Raw genomic sequence first — 3246 nt, 5'->3', positions numbered from 1 at the left:
CATCGGCACGGGGTTCCTCGCCGCCGAGGCGACCGTCGCCTCCCAGCAGGCCGAGCTGGCCGCAGACCTCCAGGAAGGCGTCTAGATGCAGCGCACCATGCTCCACTCCAAGATCCACCGGGCGACGGTGACCCAGGCGGACCTGCACTACGTGGGTTCCTGCACCATCGACGCGGACCTCATGGACGCCGCGGACCTGCTCGAGGGGCAGCAGATCGACATCGTCGACATCGACAACGGCTCCCGTCTGACCACCTACGCCATCACCGGCGAGCGGGGCTCGGGGGTCATCAGCATCAACGGTGCGGCCGCGCACCTCGTCCATCCCGGGGATCTGGTGATCATCATCGCGTACGCGGTGATGGAGGACGCCGAGGCGCGGGCCTACGAGCCGCGCGTGGTCTTCGTGGATGCCCACAACCGCACGCTCACCGAGGGCACCGATCCGGCGGACGTCCCCGAGGGGTCGGGCCTGAAGAACCCGCGCGTCCCCGAGCCCGCCACCGTCTAGGTGTCGGGGTAGGGCCGTGTTACTCACCGTCGACGTCGGCAACACCCACATCCGGCTCGGCGTCTTCCCCCCCGATGGCGGTCCACTCGAGCGCACCTGGAGCATGCGGACGTCGCCGGCGGTGACCTCCGACGAGTTGGCGCTGACCATCCGGGGGTTGCTCGGCGAGTGCGCCGAGCGGCTCACCGGAATCTCGGCGATGTCGGTCGTGCCGTCGGTGACGGGCGAACTGCGACGGATGGCCGCAGATTACTGGCCCGGGTTGCGCGCGGTCGTGGTGGCGCCCGGAGTGAAGACCGGGGTACCACTGCTCGTGGACTCTCCGCGGGAGGTGGGGTCCGACCGGGTCGTCAACGCCCTGGCAGCCCACACCCTGTTCGAGGGCGCGGTGATCGTCGTCGACGTGGACACCGCGACCACGGTCGACGCCGTCTCCGCCCGCGGCGAGTTGCTCGGTGGGGCGATCGCGCCCGGGATCGACATCTCCGTGGACGCTCTCGCCGAGCGCGCGGCCGCGTTGCGCAAGATCGAGGTCGTGCGGCCCCGGGGCGCGCTGGGCAAGAACACGGTCGCCGCGCTGCAGGCCGGGATCGTGATCGGGTTCGCCGGGCAGATCGACGCGCTGGTCGACCGCCTGCGGACGGACGTCGCCGAGTTGGCCGACGCGGCGGTGGTGCTGACCGGACTGCGTGCGGAAGTCGTGGCGGAGGAGTCGCGGACGATCACCGACGTGGAGCCGGAGCTCGCGCTCGAGGGACTGCGACTGGTGTTCGAGAGGAACACCTGAATCCCGCCCCGCGCCGGTGGCATGCTGTCCGCCATGGACGGGATCGGACGGAGAGAGATCGACGACGACGACGAGGTGATCCGCAGGGACACCTCCGAGTTCGACCGCGGGGTGTCCTTCTTCGACGCCATCTACGGCTTCGCCGTCACGCTGCTCATCGTGAACGTCGACCTGCCGGGGCCGGAGGCGTGGCAGGACCTCGGCTCCCTGGCGGCATCCGGGCTCGGGCAGCAGCTGACCGGGGTCGCACTGAGTTTCGTGGTGATCTGCGCGCTGTGGCGGGTCAACGTCAGGATGATCAAGGGCCTCACCGGACTCGACGGCCCGATGGTGGTCGGCAACCTCCTGGCGACGGGCCTGGTGATCCTCGTGCCCTTCACCACCGACGCGATCAGCAACCCGGCCACGGCCGATCTCGACCTGCCGACCGCGCTCTACGCCCTCAACATCGCCGGGGTGTCCCTCGCGCAGGCCGCCGTGTACCAGCGTGGTCGCGCGGTCGGACTGGAACGCCGTCCCACGTCGGCGAGGGAGAACCGCAGAATGCTCCTGGCGGCGACCGCCACCCCGGTGGTGTTCCTGGCATCGGTCCCCGTGGCGGTGACGGTCGGCGCGGGGACCGCCCAGCTGATGTGGGTGTCCTTGGTCGTGCTGCTGCCGTTGACGGGCGGCCTCGCGAACCGGGCCAGGGGGACCTGACGGCGCAGCGGGGTCAGGCCGCGCGTGCGGGTCAGGCCGCGGAGCGGTAGCTCGTCATGGAGACCGACCCCCAGGCGTACCCCTTGCTGAAGGCGTCCAGCTTCTCGCCGGATCCGGCCGCCATCCCCGCCGTGTAGAGCAGGGGCAGGAAGTGGTCGGCGCTGGGGACGGCCAGTCGGGCGTCGGGGTGTTCGACCAGAGAGAGGGCGTCCTCCGGCCGCTCGGTGAGCAGTTCCTGGGCGTGGTCGTCGAATCGGTGCGCCCAGTCCGTCCCCGAGTCCCCGCGGGAGGGGTCCGCGGCCGCCAGGTTGTGCACCACGTTGCCGCTGGCCAGGATCAGCACACCGGAGTCCCGCAGCGCCGAGAGCCTGGTGCCCAGGTTGAAGTGGTAGCCCGCGGGCTTGGAGGCGTCCACCGACAACTGGGCCACCGGGACGTCGGCATCGGGGAACACGTGGGTGAGGACGGACCACGTGCCGTGGTCGAGCCCCCACGAGTCCCGGTCCTCGCCGACCCAGGTGGGTTTGACCACCTCGGCCACCTCCGAGGCGAGCTCGGGTGCACCGGCGGCCGGGTAGTCGAACTCGTTGAGCTCCCGTGGGAAGCCGTAGAAGTCGTGGATCGTCCTCGGGTTGGCCATCGCGGTCACCGCGGTGGCCCCGATGTACCAGTGGGCCGAGACGGCCAGCACGGCGCGGGGACGTTCGGGGAGGGAGGTGCCGAGCGCGGCCCATTCGCGGGTCCACTGGTTGACCTCGAGCGCGTTGAGGGGGACGCCGTGGCCGATGAAGACGGCGGGCTGACGCGTGCGTGCGGTGGTCATGATGCTCCTTCGGTCTGACTACATGATGCATCAACTAATGTTCGGGCGCCAGCGGGTGTGCTGTCGGGTGTGGTCAGCGGGCCGAAGGAATCCGCTCTTGTCGTAGATAGACCGGTCTGTCTATTATTGGGGCCATGCACGCACGACGAATGCCCTCGGCCGGTCCGGCGGGCTCCGCACGTGCGCAGCACTGGTGTCCCCGACCGGCAGCAGCACCCTCGAACGGACCGACCGGGACCCGCCTGACCAGGAGCACCAGATGACCTCTCTCGCCGTCACCCTCACCGACCCCGCCGCCCTCACGCTGGACGTGGCGGACTACCGCACCACCGTCGAGGCGGGGGCGCTCGTCGTGGACATCCGCTCACGGGTCCAGCGCGAGCGGCAGGGTGTGCTGGCCGGGGCGGTCGCGGTCGAGGCCCGCCC

The 3246-nt window shown here is 70.5% G+C and carries 4 protein-coding genes; 3 read left to right on the top strand and 1 reads right to left on the bottom strand.

Going from position 1 to position 3246, the window contains the following annotated elements; all coding sequences use genetic code 11:
- Positions 1-85: 85 nt before the first annotated feature.
- The 3 genes from panD to G6018_RS01955 are packed head-to-tail and all read left to right on the top strand — an operon-like array spanning position 86 to position 1997.
- Positions 86-511 (top strand): aspartate 1-decarboxylase, encoded by a 426-nt coding sequence (gene panD / locus G6018_RS01965; protein ID WP_179524479.1) that lies wholly within the window; start codon positions 86-88, stop codon positions 509-511.
- Positions 512-527: 16 nt separating this feature from the next.
- Positions 528-1298: a type III pantothenate kinase gene (locus tag G6018_RS01960; protein ID WP_182610267.1), complete on the top strand. Its 771-nt coding sequence runs from the start codon at positions 528-530 to the stop codon at positions 1296-1298.
- 33 nt (positions 1299-1331) lie between these two features.
- A complete protein-coding gene (locus G6018_RS01955; protein WP_182610268.1) occupies positions 1332-1997 on the top strand; it encodes a TMEM175 family protein in 666 nt (221 codons plus the stop codon).
- Between the two features lie 31 nt (positions 1998-2028).
- On the opposite strand, the gene ygiD is transcribed toward G6018_RS01955, so the two are convergent.
- Complete coding sequence (gene ygiD / locus G6018_RS01950; protein WP_182610269.1) at positions 2029-2820, bottom strand: 4,5-DOPA dioxygenase extradiol; 792 nt, start codon at positions 2818-2820, stop codon at positions 2029-2031.
- Between the last annotated feature and the right edge of the window lie 426 nt (positions 2821-3246).

The sequence above is a fragment of the Dietzia sp. DQ11-44 genome, from assembly GCF_014145205.1.
GTDB lineage: Bacteria > Actinomycetota > Actinomycetes > Mycobacteriales > Mycobacteriaceae > Dietzia > Dietzia natronolimnaea.
The sequence above is the reverse complement of the archived record's forward strand: the minus strand, read 5'-3'. Positions and strand labels throughout refer to the sequence as shown.